Origin of the sequence: Aquabacterium sp., assembly GCF_050725395.1 — a bacterium.
In the GTDB taxonomy this organism is placed as follows: Bacteria; Pseudomonadota; Gammaproteobacteria; order Burkholderiales; family Burkholderiaceae_C; genus Aquabacterium.
Map to the genome: position 1 here is coordinate 1 of NZ_JBOHHL010000061.1, position 12,998 is coordinate 12,998.

At 65.1% G+C, this 12,998-nt stretch carries 13 protein-coding genes; 8 read left to right on the forward strand and 5 right to left on the reverse strand.

The window, feature by feature from the left end:
* From ACREB4_RS20410 to ACREB4_RS20445, 8 genes are all read left to right on the forward strand, one after another.
* A partial coding sequence (locus tag ACREB4_RS20410; protein WP_431590081.1) for a GDP-mannose 4,6-dehydratase occupies nt 1-393 on the forward strand: 393 nt, incomplete at its 5' end.
* Nucleotides 377-1,291: an exosortase B gene (gene xrtB, locus ACREB4_RS20415; RefSeq protein WP_431590082.1), complete on the forward strand. Its 915-nt coding sequence runs from the start codon at nt 377-379 to the stop codon at nt 1,289-1,291. The genes ACREB4_RS20410 and xrtB, both read left to right, overlap by 17 nt.
* Before the next feature lie 5 nt (nt 1,292-1,296).
* Entirely contained in the window at nt 1,297-2,004 is a 708-nt protein-coding gene (locus ACREB4_RS20420) for an exosortase C-terminal domain/associated protein EpsI (RefSeq protein ID WP_431590093.1), read from the forward strand.
* Nucleotides 2,001-3,302, forward strand: a complete 1,302-nt coding sequence (locus ACREB4_RS20425; RefSeq protein ID WP_431590083.1) for a lipopolysaccharide biosynthesis protein — start codon at nt 2,001-2,003, stop codon at nt 3,300-3,302. The genes ACREB4_RS20420 and ACREB4_RS20425 overlap by 4 nt, the downstream gene beginning before the upstream one ends.
* Nucleotides 3,299-4,456, forward strand: a complete 1,158-nt coding sequence (locus tag ACREB4_RS20430) for a glycosyltransferase family 4 protein (RefSeq protein ID WP_431590084.1) — start codon at nt 3,299-3,301, stop codon at nt 4,454-4,456. The genes ACREB4_RS20425 and ACREB4_RS20430 overlap by 4 nt, the downstream gene beginning before the upstream one ends.
* Nucleotides 4,453-5,475, forward strand: coding sequence for a CgeB family protein (locus tag ACREB4_RS20435; protein ID WP_431590085.1), 1,023 nt, complete (start codon nt 4,453-4,455; stop codon nt 5,473-5,475). Before ACREB4_RS20430 ends, ACREB4_RS20435 begins: the two co-directional genes overlap by 4 nt.
* On the forward strand, nt 5,472-7,052 hold the full coding sequence (locus ACREB4_RS20440) for a hypothetical protein (protein WP_431590086.1): 1,581 nt from the start codon (nt 5,472-5,474) through the stop codon (nt 7,050-7,052). The genes ACREB4_RS20435 and ACREB4_RS20440 overlap by 4 nt, the downstream gene beginning before the upstream one ends.
* On the forward strand, nt 7,049-8,191 hold the full coding sequence (locus ACREB4_RS20445; RefSeq protein ID WP_431590087.1) for a glycosyltransferase family 4 protein: 1,143 nt from the start codon (nt 7,049-7,051) through the stop codon (nt 8,189-8,191). The genes ACREB4_RS20440 and ACREB4_RS20445 overlap by 4 nt, the downstream gene beginning before the upstream one ends.
* Here ACREB4_RS20445 and ACREB4_RS20450 read toward each other — a convergent pair.
* The 5 genes from ACREB4_RS20450 to ACREB4_RS20470 form a co-directional block, all read right to left on the reverse strand.
* A complete protein-coding gene (locus tag ACREB4_RS20450; RefSeq protein ID WP_431590088.1) occupies nt 8,178-9,071 on the reverse strand; it encodes a glycosyltransferase family 2 protein in 894 nt (297 codons plus the stop codon). The genes ACREB4_RS20445 and ACREB4_RS20450 overlap by 14 nt on opposite strands.
* Nucleotides 9,072-9,075: 4 nt before the next feature.
* Nucleotides 9,076-9,648: a putative colanic acid biosynthesis acetyltransferase gene (locus tag ACREB4_RS20455; RefSeq protein WP_431590089.1), complete on the reverse strand. Its 573-nt coding sequence runs from the start codon at nt 9,646-9,648 to the stop codon at nt 9,076-9,078.
* Entirely contained in the window at nt 9,621-10,388 is a 768-nt protein-coding gene (locus tag ACREB4_RS20460; protein ID WP_431590090.1) for a glycosyltransferase family 2 protein, read from the reverse strand. The genes ACREB4_RS20455 and ACREB4_RS20460 overlap by 28 nt, the downstream gene beginning before the upstream one ends.
* A 102-nt stretch (nt 10,389-10,490) precedes the next feature.
* Entirely contained in the window at nt 10,491-12,011 is a 1,521-nt protein-coding gene (locus ACREB4_RS20465) for a DUF1501 domain-containing protein (RefSeq protein ID WP_431590091.1), read from the reverse strand.
* Nucleotides 12,012-12,019: 8 nt separating this feature from the next.
* Nucleotides 12,020-12,998, reverse strand: a 979-nt coding sequence (locus tag ACREB4_RS20470; RefSeq protein WP_431590092.1) for a DUF1800 family protein, incomplete at its 5' end; no start/stop codon positions are given.

The window sequence follows — 12,998 nt, forward strand, 5'->3', positions numbered from 1 at the left end:
GCCGAGGACTTCGTGATCGCCACCGGCGTGCAGTACAGCGTGCGCCAGTTCGTCGAGTTCTCGGCCAAGGAGCTGGGCATCACCCTGGCTTTCGAGGGTCAAGGCGAGCGCGAAGTCGGCGTGGTGGTCAAGGTGGAGCCCGTGCAAGGCCAGTGGCTGGCCTCTTGCAAACCGGGCGACGTGGTGGTCAGGGTGGACCCACGGTACTACCGCCCCACGGAAGTCGAAACCCTGCTGGGCGACCCGACCAAGGCCAAGACCCAGTTGGGATGGACACCGCAAACCACGCTGGCGGAAATGGTCGGCGAGATGGTTCGGTGCGACTACGCCTCTGCCAAACGGGACAGCCTGGTCAAATCAGCCGGTTTTCAGACCTATGACTACCACGAGTAACGCGAACAGCACTGGCCTGCGCACGGCTCTGGGCATGCCGGTGTCCGTGCCCGTGGACCTGCTGGTGCTCGGCCTGGGCCTGCTGGCCATGTTCGCCCTCACCCTGTGGGACCTGCTCCAGGACAACGAAGCCGGCCTGTGGGCCAAGGGCGAGCACAGCCATGGTCCGATCATGCTGAGCATGGCCCTGTGGCTCATGGTCACGCGCTGGCGCGAACACCCCATGCCCAAGGGCACCCCGCCCCGCCAAGGCTGGTGCTGGCCCGCGTTCGCCATGGGCTTCCTGTGCTACGTGGCAGGGCGGGCGCTGGGCGTCATCTACTTCGAGGTCTTCGCCTTCATCCCCATGATGGTGGGCGTGGTCTTGCTGGCGGGTGGCACGCCGCTGCTGAACCAGCTCAAGTTCCCGCTGTTCTTCCTGGTGTTCATGGTGCCCATCCCGGGCTTCCTGCTCGACCCCATCAGCCATTTCATCAAGCTGCACATTTCGATCGCGGTGACCGACGTGCTTTGGGCCGTGGGCTACCCGGTGACCCACACCGGGGTGGTCATCAACATCGGCCAGTACCAACTGCTCGTGGCCGATGCCTGCGCCGGCATGCGCACCTTGTTCATGCTGGAAGCCATGGGCATCTTCTACCTCAACGTGGCCAGGCATTCCTCGTGGCTGCGCAATGTCAGCTTGAGCTTGTTGATCGTGCCCATCTCGTTCACGGCCAACATGATCCGCGTCATCTTCCTGGCCTTGCTCACTTACCACTTCGGCGACGAAGTCGGCCAGGGATTCCTGCATGGCTTCGCAGGCGCCGTGCTGTTCCTGGTGGCCTTGCTCCTGATCGTTTCCATCGATGGCTTGCTGCGCTGGACATCGTCACGCCTGTCCAGGCCTGCCCCGTGAACGCCATGCTGCTCAGCCCCCCTCGCATCAAGCGCAGCATCCTGCTCCTGGCCGTGGCGATCATGGTGGGCTCGGTCGCGGCGGCCGAGCTGCTCAAACCCAGGAAGTACTGGGCCAACGTCATCGGAGAACCTCACTACGCCGCCCTGGTGCCTCCGCAATTTGGCGATTGGCAGGAGTTGCCTTACGCCCAGAAGTCGGTGGTCAACCCGGTCCAGGAAGAGACGCTGATGCGCCTGTACAGCGAGACCTTTGCACGGACCTACCTGCACCGTCCCACCGGGCGCCGGCTCATGCTGTCGATCGCGTATGGACGCGACCAATCCAACGACACCCAGCTGCACACCCCCGAGGCCTGCTACCCGTCGCAAGGCTTCAGGATCGAGGAGCGCACAGAACACACCGTGAAATCCCGGTTCGGCGACATCGAATCGGTGCGGCTGGTGACCACGCTGGGGCCCCGGCGGACCGAACCCCTGACCTTCTTCGTTCGGGTGGGCGATGGCGTGGCACGCGGGTCTCGAAGTCGGAACGAGGCCCGGGTGAAGATGGCCCTGCAGGGCTACCGTGTCGATGGCATGCTGTTCCGGGTTTCAGAAGTGACCTGGCGCCAGGACCCCTTCGAGTTGCAAGACCGCTTCATCCAGGACTTGCTGAACGCACTGGACCCTCAGGCCCGCCGCAGCCTCATTGGCGGCAAGAGCACCAAGTGAGTCCGCTGCTTCAACGGATCGTGGCGGCACTGGGCGCCAACGCGTTTGGGCAAGCCACCAACATCGTCATCCAGCTGGCGTCACTGCCCTTGTTCTTGAGCCGGTGGGATGTGGCCACCTACGGCACCTGGTTGATGCTGTCCGCCATCCCGGCCTACCTGTCGATGGCCGATGTGGGCATGGTGGCCACCGCCGGCAACCGCATGACCATGGCCATCGGACGGAGCGAGCGCGGGCAAGCCAACGCCATCTTCCAGAGCGCCCTGGTGTTCATGCTGCTTGCCTGCGGTGGCATCGCCGCGGTCTCCTTGCCATTGGCGTGGTGGGCCCCGATACCGGGCGTGGCCGGGTGGGACGAGCGCCTGGCCCTGGCCGCATTGGTCCTCACGGTGCTGCTGGCTTTGTTCGGTGGCCTGGCCGAAGCCATTTTCAGATCGACCGGACGGTACGCCCAAGGCACGATGCTGGCCAATGGCCTTCGCCTGGCCGAGTGGGTGGGCGGCATGGTCGGGTTGCTCATCGGCGGCACCTTCGCCACCGTGGCCATGGCGAGCCTGGTGGTGCGCGCCATGGGCGTCGTGTGGATGATCCGGCAATCCGGCCGCGGTGTTCATCCCTTCCGCTGGGGGTGGCGGCAAGCCCGCCTCGCCGAGGTCCGAGCCATGGTGACGCCCGCGGTGTCCTTCATGGCCTTTCCACTGGCCAACGCCCTGAGCTTTCAAGGCGTCACCCTGGTGGTGGGACACCTCCTGGGCCCCGCGATGGTCGCCATCTTCAACACCTACCGGACCCTGGCCCGCGTGGCCGTGCAGCTCACCGGCATCTTTGGCCACGCCTTGTGGTCGGAGCTGTCCCACCTGTATGGCCAAGGAGGCGCTCAGGCGGTGGCGAGCCTCTACCGGCAGTCCGCCTGGATCGGAGCCGCGCTGTCCGTGGGGCTGAGCCTGCTGCTCTACCTGGTGGCGCCATGGCTGTTGCAACTGTGGACCCATGGCCGCATCGGCGTCCAAGCGCCACTGCTGGCTCTGCTGCTGGTGTACGCGGCCGCGGGTGGCGTTTGGCACGTGCCCAGGGTGCTGCTCATGGCGACCAACCAGCACGTGGGGCTGGCGCAGTGGACCTTGCTGGCGGCCGCCTTGTCGCTCGGTTTGTCCTGGGGGCTGGGCAGCCAACTCGGCCTGGAAGGCGCGGGCCTGGCCATGCTGGCCTCCGAGCTCGGCATCGCCGGCGTGTGCGTTTTCCTGGCGCACAGGCTGACCTCGCCTCACCCCATTTCACAGCGGCCCGTCGCGTCATGAAGATCGCCCTGTCCACCATGGGCACCTTCCACTCCTTCGATTTGGCACGCGAGCTGCATGCCCAAGGTTCCCTGGCGGCCATCTTCACCGGCTACCCACGGTTCAAACTGAAGAACGAGCAACTGCCCGCTCACCTGATCCGGACCTTCCCCTGGGTTCACACCCCCTACATGGCTTTCAAGGGAAAGGACGCCTTGGGACGCAAGGTGGTGCGGGCCTGGGAGCAACTGGACCGGACCACTTTCGACCGCCACGTCGTGCGCAGCATGCCCGACTGCGACGTCTTCGTCGGCCTGTCCAGCTCCACGCTCTATTCAGGCCAGGAGGCCCAGCGGCGCGGTGCGCGGTTTGTCTGCGATCGGGGGTCATCCCACATCCGCGAGCAGGACGCCTTGTTGCGCGAGGAGCATGAGCTTTGGGGCCAGCCTTATGAAGGCATCGATCCTCGCGTCGTGGACCGGGAAGAGGCCGAGTACGACAGCGCCGATTGCATCACCGTGCCATCGACCTTCAACCTGAGAACTTTCGTCAGCCGAGGCATCTCGCCCGACAAGGTCCGGCGCTTGCCCTACGGCGTCAACCTGGGCAAGTTCCACCCCACTGCCCCCCCCGGGGAAGGCCGGTTCGACGTGCTCTTCGCGGGTGGCATGAACTTGCGCAAGGGTGTGCCCTACCTGCTGCAGGCTTACCAGGCCCTGGCACACCCCCGCAAATCATTGACCTTCGCTGGCTCGCCTTCGCCGGACCTGATCAGCCTGATGCGGGAACGCGGCCTGTGGCCGCAAGAGGCCAGGGTCCTGGGCCATGTTCCACAGGATCAACTCAAGCACCTCATGAGCCGCAGCCACGTCATGGTGCTGCCCAGCATCGAGGAGGGCCTGGCCTTGGTGCAGGCACAAGCCCTGGCCTGCGGCTGCCCTGTCATAGGCACTGGGCACACAGGCGCCGAAGACCTCTTCGAAGACCACGAGCAGGGCTTCATCGTGCCCATCCGCCAAAGCGATGCCATCGCCCAACGCCTTCAGCAACTGGCCGATGACCCCGGCTTGCGCGCGGAGATGAGCCGCAAGGCCTTGATCCGGGTGCGCAGCGCGGGCGGCTGGCGTGACTATGGAATGCAGGCACGGCACCTCTACCAGGAGCTGATGCGGTGAAGCGCCTGCGCATCCTGTACCTGGGCACCCTCAGCGGCACGTGCCTGGACCGGGCCCATGCTTATCGCCGCCTGGGCCACGAGGTCATCCACCTCGACATGCGGCAATGGCTGCCCGCCACCGCCTGGGTGGACCGCGTCACCTGGCGCATTGGCGGCCATGTGTTTTCACCCTGGCTGGCGCGCCGGATGAGGTCCGAGTTGCGGCACCAGCACTTCGATCTCTGCCATGTGGACAACGGCGAGTGGGTGACCCCTGCCATCATCGGTGCGCTCAAAGCGCACTGTGGCCGGGTGATCAACTACAACATCGACGACCCCACCGGCCCTCGCGACCGCCGACGCTTTTCGGCCTACCGCCGGGCCGCCCCCCACTACGACCTGCTGGCCGTGGTGCGCCAGGAAAACGTGGCCGAATGCCAGGCGCTTGGGGCGCGGCAAGTCACCCGCGTCTGGCGATCCGCCGATGAACTGGCGCACGCACCCCGGGCCATCACGCCGGAGGTGGCCGCCCGGTGGCATGCGAAAGCGCTTTTCCTGGGCACCTGGATGCCCGAAAGAGGACCCTTCCTGCTCGAACTGATCCAGCGCGGCGTGCCTTTGTCCATCCGTGGCGCGAACTGGCACAAGGCACCCGAGTGGCCCCAGCTTCAGCCTCACTGGAAAGGCGGTGCGATTGGCGGCCACGACTACGCCCATGCCATTCAATGCGCCCACATCAACATCGGCCTGCTGTCCAAGGGCAACCGCGACCTCCACACCACCCGGTCGCTGGAAATCCCGGCGCTGGGTGGCCTGTTCTGCGCCGAACGCACACCCGAGCACAGCGAGCTTTACCAGGAAGGCACCGAGGCCATCTTCTGGCGCGATGCGAAGGAGTGTGCCGAGCACTGCCTGGCCTTGCTCGCCCAGCCGGAGAAGGCCGCGGCCATCGCCGCCGCCGGGCACCAGCGCTTCCTGGCCAACCGCCATGGCAACGAAGACATCCTGACAACGGTGTTGAGCAAGGTGGCCCCATGACCCGATTCCAGCTCTTCGCCCGCGCGATGCAGTGGACCTGCCTGGCCTGTGGCGCGCTGCAGTTGGTCATCGACGCGTCCCATGACAACCTGTGGTCGGCCTTGTTGATCGTGGGCCCCACCTTGCTGATCTACCAATACCTGGACCGCAGTCGCGCCACCGTGGACTACCCCGTCTCGTCCCTGGCCATCATCGGTTTCAACGTGACCTCGTCGCTGGCTTCGCTGGTGGCGCAAACGACGTCCTGGGTGCCCGTGTCCCATCTGCTGAGGGGGCCCATCGCCACCTTCTCGGTCCTCGCGGCCGTGTCGGTGATCGCGGTGGGCGTTCATTGGGTGTACCGACACCTGGCCGCCACGGTGAGCCTGCGAGACGGGCTGGCCATGCATGTTTTCAGGCCACTGGGGGTGCTGGATGCCCCGCCCGTCGCCACCTTGTGGGCCATGGCCGTCCTGGGATCGATGTCCACCCTGCAAGGCGGTGCCGCTTTTGGCGATGCTGGCGGAAAGCTCTTTCAAGCGCTGGGCTTCCTGCAGTGGCTGCCATTCGCCATCCCGCTGTACCACCAGAAGTATGGCGACCGGTACTGCAACATGAAAAAGCAGGTCCCTTTGCTGATCGCCTTCACCGCCGCGCTGATGGCCATCGGCTTGCTTCGCAATGCCCGGCAGCTCATGCTGATCGGCCCGGTGCAGGCGGCCTTGGTCTATTTCATCTGGGCCATGCAAGACCCCAGCGCCATTGGCAAACGCACCCTGGTGAAAGCGGGCGCGGCCTTGGGCGTCATCCTCATCGGCGTCACCTTGTTCACCGACGTGGCGGTGGCCATGGCCCTGGCCCGGGACAAACGTGAAACCCTGACACCCTGGCAGATGGCCAAGGAGACTTACCAATTGCTGGGTGAGCGAGAGAAGCTGGCCGACTACCGCTTGAAAGGCGAGCTGGCGGCCCGGCTCCAGACCTACGACGAGGCCTACCTCGGCAACCCGATCCTGGCGCGCTTCTCCGAGACGAAGTTCCAGGACAACATGCTCTATTTCGCGCTCAACTTCAACGAAAGGCAGCGATCAGACGTGCTCAACGCCAACGTCGAGAGGCTCTTGATGACCTTGCCGCAGCCCGTGCTGGACCTGCTGAAGATCAAGCTCGACAAGCAAAGGAACGCTTACTCCATGGGCGACTTCTACCGTTACCAGAACGAAGGTGCGCCCGCCCTGGGCGGCTTTGCCACGGGCTCCATGTGGGCCGACGTCATCGTGATCGGCGAGGATTTCGCCCCCTTCCTGGTGGCGGTCCTGTTCCTGGTGTTGTTCCTGTGTTTCGACTCTCTCTCGCTGCGGGGTGAGATCTTCGTGGTGTCGCCCATCGTGCTGGGGGGCACCTGGGGCATCCTGCTGTACGGCCTGGGCAGCGAATCACTCGCGGCCAAGCTGGCCTTTCTGCTGCGGGACATGCCGCAGAAGGTGCTCATCTATGCGCTACTGGCCTTCCTGCTGAAGCAGGTGCCGGGCCTCTTGCGCAAGAACAACCCAGGCCGGCCTTTGGACCAAGTGATCGACCAAGGCAGCCTGCCATGAACCCCCTGCCCCCCAAGGACCACGTCGTCATCTTCAACCCCGAGTTGATCGAGTTCGGTGGAGAGGAGCGGGTCATGCTGGCCCTGGCGCGCGAACTGCACGCCCGAGGCATCAAGCACTCATTCGCCTGCTACTGGGACCGCATCGACCTCGTGAAGCATTGCAACTGGCCAGTGCGGGTTCACCAGATCAACCCGCCCAACAACCCGGTCCAGAAGGTCATGGCCTTGCGCGCCTTCCTGAGTGCGCTGCGCCGGCAAGGATCGCCGGTGCCGGTGCTGTTCAACATCCAGTCGGCCTACCACGCGGGCCTGGCGGGGTCAGGGCCTTACCACGTCCGCATCCCCGACACCTACCGCTTGCTTGGTCAAGGCCGGGACGGCCAGGCGGAGAAGCCAAGCTCGCTCAAGCAGCACCTGTCCAGGATGCTGTCGCATTGGGCCACGCGAAGAGGTGTGCTCGGCGCCGAATGCTTCATCACCAACACCAAGGCACTGCAGGCCGAAATGCTGGAACTCTATGGCCGACAGGCCAAGGTGGTGTACCTGGGCGGGCTGGGTCACCCCCGCACCGATGTGCCGGTTCGCGGCCACGCGGTGATCGAACTGCTCACGGTGTCACGCCTCCAAGCCAGCAAACGGATCGACTGGATCCTGGCATCGCTGGCCGAGATCACCCAAGAGCCCGAGCGATACCCCGCCTGGCGTCTGCACGTGGCGGGCACCGGCCCCGATGAAGCGCGCTTGAAGGCCCTGGTGGCGCAACTGGGGCTGGCCTCGTCCGTGGTGTTTCACGGCTTCGTCAGCGATGAGGCCTTGCAGCAGCTGTACGAGAACGCCCACGTCTTCCTGATGCCTGGCAAGCAAGGGTATGGCTTGCCCGCCATCGAGGCGCTCTACCAGAAGCTGGCCCTGGTCTCGAGCGAAGAATCGGGCGTGGTGGAGTTGTGGCAAGACACGCCCTGGGTCAGCGTGGCCAGACAAGGCCAGGCAGGATTCACCCTGGCCGTGAAGGACATGCTGCTTCGCGTGGTCCAGCCCGATTTCTTCCAGGCTCCCTTGCCTTACCTGCCCACCGAAAAGGCGTGGGCCGACCAGATGGTCGAACACTGCGGCTGGCGGCACCTCATGCCTTCTTGACCCCGGGCGGGCTCTGCTCGGCCACCTTCAACACGATCATGTACTCGTAGATGGCGCGCAGCACGGCGTAGACGAAGCCGGCACGCCCGTCCAGGAAGCCGCGCTTGCCCACATACAAGCCCAGGAACATCACCAAAGGCCGCCAAGGCAACCGGTAGTAGATGCCCTTCTGGTGCATGCGGCGCTCGTTGATGTCCTTGGCGAACAGGGCCTTCCTCAACTGGAATGTCTGGGGCCCCTTCTGGCCGTCCATGAGGTGCCGGGCCTCGAAGGTGCTGTAGTCGTTGTGCTTGGCAAACCAATGGCTCATGCCTTTGCTGAACGGGAAGTGATCGAAGTGGGCCTCCATCTCACCGACCGCGCCGTTGACCAGCGTGACGGGGTTGATGATCCGCTCATAGCTCACGGCGGCCGGTTGGATCAGACGAATGTTGAAAGGCGATGGCGTCACGTGCCGGATCCAGGTGCCCAGGAAGTAGTCGCGCCGGTGGATGCGGTACGCGACGCTATCGCCCGGGGCCGCCAGCATGGCCCGCATGCCAGCCAGCAACTCGGGCGTGGCCCGCTCATCCGCGTCCAGCAGCAACAGCCACCCGTGCTTGAAGGGAATGTTGCGCAAACCCCAGTTGCGGTGGGCGGCTTCGTCGCCACCGAAGGGCGCGGTGCTGCCAGGGTAGGTGCGTGAGGTCACCAGGGCGCCTTGGGCCCGGGCAAGGGCCACCGTGTCGTCGGTGCTGCCGGAGTCGAGCACATGGACGTCATCGCTCCAGGCCACGCTGTTCAGGCAAGCCGGCAGATCGTGCTGCTCATTCTTGGTGAGGATGAGCACGGAGACGGGGATGCTGCCCTTGACCACGGCGGTTCCTTCCTGCTTCGACACGGCCTTAATCCGATGCCATGCGCCGGTCCGTGATCCGGGCGCAAGGGTTTCCGGCGTACACCGACCAAGGGATGTCCAGGCTCTTCGACACCACCGACCGGGCCCCCACCACCACGCCATCGGCCACCGACACCCCTGGGCAGATGAACACGCCGGCGGCCACCCAGCACCCACTGCCGATGCGGATGGGTCTGTGGATCAAGGGCATGTGGGGCAGCCTGAAATCATGCGACCCCGTGCACAGGTGCGTGTCCTGGGAGATGACCGTCTGACGCCGAATCTCGACCATGGCGAAGTTGTAGACATCCACGCCTCGCCCGATGGCAACGTGGTCCTCCAGGCGCAGGTTCCAGGGCATCAGCACCTTGATGCCAGGCATCAACAAGCAGTGCGGCCCGATCTTCGCGCCCATGAGCCGCAGCGCGATCACCCGCACCGGACTGCACGGTTTCGGCAGCCAGCGAACGAGCGGCTCCACGCCAAACGTCCAAAGGGCTCGCCGAAGCTTGATGCGGGTGGACCATTCGGTCTTGCTGGCCGCCAGGTCGATCATGCGGCCACCCGAAAGCGCAACCACCGGTAGACGCCTGGGAGGTGATCGCTGAGCACGGACGTCAGCAGGTAGGTCAGGCGCGTGAGCACCCGCCTGGCCCACGGCACGCCCAGCACATCCCGCTGCACCCGCCAGTTCTCGGTGCGCCCCTTCGCCTTGTTCTGGACCGAGGTGCCGGTCAGGTCGAAGATGCTCAGCGCCGCGCCCAACCTGACGACCGCCGACGTCTTGCGCAGGAATCGCGAGGTGAACTCGTAGTCGCCAGCGATCTTGAACGCAGGATTGAAACGCAGGTCGCCGATCACGGCGCGTCGGTAATACATGGAAGGGTGGCAGGCGAACATGCCATACCCGAGCTTCAGGTGCCCCCGGGCCACCTTGTGGATGAGCTGGTCGCCCGCGTATTGCTGGAGGCTGTCGCCGTACAGGAAGTCCACCGGGCCGCGTTTCAAGGCCACGGCCACCGTCTGGAGGGTGTGCTCGTCCTTGAACGTGTCGCCCGCGTTCAGGAACACGACGAACTCACCCCGGGCCCGGGCCAGGCCCTTGTTCATGGCATCGAAGATGCCTTGGTCGGGCTCGCTGACCACGCTGGTCTGGGTGTCCTGAAGATTCAGCGCATAGGGTGCCGTGCCGTCGGTCGACGCGCCGTCCACGATGACCCAATCGTGGTCCTTGCACAGCTGGCGGGCCACGCTGCGGTGCGTTTTCTTCAGCCCGTCAAGGTCGTTGCGGACAATCGTGATGATCGATACCAAGGCCATGGGGCCACACTCCAGAGCTCATTCACCCCGGATTGCACCTGCAGCGTGTGTCATGCGCGTGGCAAAGCGCCAATACCCCCTCACCTCGGGGGCTGGCGCGTTTCAAACCTTCATGAAGCCCAGATCGGCTTGCCCACCAAAATGGCCTAAGTTGGGAAAGACCTCGCCCAGTTGCCCCGAGCTCAGTCCAAACCAGCGACCCAGGGTCGCCCCGTATTGGTCGACGGCGATCCTGGGCAGCAGGATGCCGTTGTGGATCTGATCGGGGCTGCCGTCAAAGCCGTTGTCCCGCTTGTTCTTCCTGGCCAGCACGGGAAAGGCGCCATGGACATCGCCGCCCTGCACGGCGCCACCCATGACCAGGTGGTGCGCTCCCCAGCCATGGTCGGAGCCGTCGCCATTGCTGGTGAACGAACGCCCGAAGTCGGAAGCCGTGAAGGTGGTCACCTGCTGGGCCATGCCCATCGCCGACAAGGTGGTGTCGAAGTACTGCAAGGCATGGTTGAGCTTGGCCATGAGGTCCGCATGGGCCAGGTTCTGCTGGTTGTGGGTGTCGAATCCGCCCAGGCCCACGAAGAACACCTGCCGCTTGACCCCCAGGCTGCCCTGGGCCGCGATGGTCCTCGCCACCACTTGCAGCTGCTGGGCCAGCGCGTTGTGCGCCCGCCCGCCTGCCACGGTGGTGTATTGCAAGGACGTGGCGGGCCCGTAGGGCGCCAAGGCCTCGCTGGGCAGGGCCGTGGACAAGATGCGTTCCGCCTGCACGCTGCGCTGGTTCACCGCGGCCAGGTCCACCGCCATGGCGTGCGGGTTGCGCGAGGATGTCACGATGCGCTCCAGGGCCGCCCCGACCACGTCGGAGCCATAGACACGGCTGATGCCCTGCGCATCGGGCTGGGTGCCCATGCGGACCGGACCGGCCGGACTGACCTGGTACTGGCGCACGGTTTTCCCGCTCAACCACACAGAGTCGCCATGGGCCGAGATGGCGGTGAACAAGCTGCTGCTGTTGGCGCTGGCCACGGCATCGGCCAGGCGGCCACCCCAACCCATGGCCGTGCCTTCGGGCGCCAGGGCCATCCAGGTGCTTTGCTGGTCGTTGTGCGAAAAGAGCTTTTTGGGTTTGCGCTTCAGGCCTTGCAGGTACTCGGCTTTGCTCAAGGGTTCGGTCAGCGAGCCCACATTCGCCAACACCGCCAGGCGGCGGCTGTGGTTGAACATGGATTGAAGGCCGCCCAGCATCGGGTGCAGCGCGAAGCTGCGCCCGGCTTGTGCGGAAGCGGCAGAGATCGGCAAAACACCCCCCAGCCACTCTGGTGATCCCACCTTGGCATTGCGGTTGGGCGCGGCGTTGCGCAGCAGCGCGATGGAATCGGGCTGCTGGTTGCGCACCGCGGTGTAGCTCGCCCACGATGGCTCGTCGGTGGCCAGCACGGTGTTGAAGGCGTCGTTGCCTCCGTACAAAAACACGCAGACCAGGGCTCGGTAGTCCGACGCCGCAGGGGCGGCCAGGGCACTGGCCGCGGCCAGGTTCATCGCCAGGGGGGCGGCGGCGCCCATCATCGAGAACGCGCCGGATTGCTTCAGGAACAAACGGCGGGAAGCCTTGGAATCGTTGCGCATGATGCCGCTCACTTCTGCACCTGGAATTCTGGGGATGCCACGGTCAGCAACAAGGCTGACCACAGCCGGTATTGGCGGGTGCCCGCGATCTGGTCGGGCGTGGCGACAGGCTTGGCCTTGAAATCCACCGCCGAGATGGCCTGCGTGATCTCGGTCTTCAGCGCCCCAGGCATCGTGCCGTACATCAGGCGCTGGTTGATTTCCTCGACCATCGCCGCGGGTTCATCCGCCATGGCCAGCCATGGGTTGTTGGGGTTGATGTTGTAGTCCAGTTGCACATCGCCGCGCTTGGCGCGGTTGTCCAGGCCCGCCCTGCCCGTCCCGCTCCAGATGAGGCCCGTCATGAAGTTCACGTAAGCGGCCGCGTTGGTTTCCGTGGCGATCTGCAGCTCGGGCGTCACCAGGCCCAAAGCGGCAGACGCCGAGCCGGGTTTGACATAGCCAGGGCGGAAGAAATTGAACACCGACGGCGAGGCCAAGGCCGACTGACCCAAGGACTCCGCCGTCGATTTGATCAGGTACTGGCCACTGTCAGACCGGGCGTCGAAGGCGCGCAACAGGGCCGAGAAGCGCAGCACGGGCTCGCGCACCTTGCCGAAGGTGTTGCTGTTCAGCGCCGACATGTCCCGCGCTTCCGGGTCCAGCAGGATGGCCGAGACCGTGGCGCGCAGGCTGCCGCCGGAGGCCTTGAAAGCCGTCGCCACACGGGCCACGTAGGCTGGACTGGGGTTGCTGGTCACCAGCCGCTGGATCAATTGCTTGCCGATGAAGGGGCCCACGTTGGGGTGGCTGGACAGGGTGTCGAGCGCCACCTTCAAGTCGGACTCGGGTGTCGAGAACAAGCTGGCGGGCACCGTGGCGCCCAGAAAGTTTTTCTCGGTGGTGGCGTGGTACAGGCCGAAGCCACGCATGTCCGCGAGGAATTGCTCGGGGGTGCTGGGGTTCGAAAAGAAACAGGCCGCGGTCAGCCCGGTCGAACAATTCCCC